This is a genomic window from Tessaracoccus sp. ZS01, assembly GCF_022342445.1.
In the GTDB taxonomy this organism is placed as follows: Bacteria; Actinomycetota; Actinomycetes; order Propionibacteriales; family Propionibacteriaceae; genus Arachnia.
Window position 1 is genome coordinate 1 of the sequence record NZ_PQFE01000039.1, and the last position, 389, is coordinate 389.

Annotated in this window: 1 protein-coding gene; it reads left to right on the plus strand. The window is 41.1% G+C overall.

The window, feature by feature from the left end; all coding sequences use genetic code 11:
* Window positions 1–70: 70 nt before the first annotated feature.
* The gene (locus C3E87_RS14485) at window positions 71–271 is read left to right on the plus strand and encodes a Cro/CI family transcriptional regulator (protein ID WP_076064216.1); all 201 of its coding nucleotides are present in this window, start codon (window positions 71–73) and stop codon (window positions 269–271) included.
* Window positions 272–389 lie beyond the last annotated feature (118 nt).

Consider the following 389-nt stretch of genomic DNA (forward strand, 5'->3'; position numbering starts at 1 on the left):
ATCTAACACCGTGCGTGTTGACTATTTTACCTCTGGCGGTGATAATGGTTGCATGTACTAAGGAGGTTGTATGGAACAACGCATAACCCTGAAAGATTATGCAATGCGCCTTGGGCAAACCAAGACAGCTAAAGATCTCGGCGTATATCAAAGCGCGATCAACAAGGCCATTCATGCAGGCCGAAAGATTTTTTTAACTATAAACGCTGATGGAAGCGTTTATGCGGAAGAGGTAAAGCCCTTCCCGAGTAACAAAAAAACAACAGCATAAATAACCCCGCTCTTACACATTCCAGCCCTGAAAAAGGGCATCAAATTAAACCACACCTATGGTGTATGCATTTATTTGCATACATTCAATCAATTGTTATCTAAGGAAATACTTACAT

Bases quoted from the DNA above. Each gene is read 5' to 3' on its own strand.
- C3E87_RS14485 (WP_076064216.1), top strand. From the start codon at position 71: ATGGAACAACGCATAACCCTGAAAGATTATGCAATGCGCCTTGGGCAA.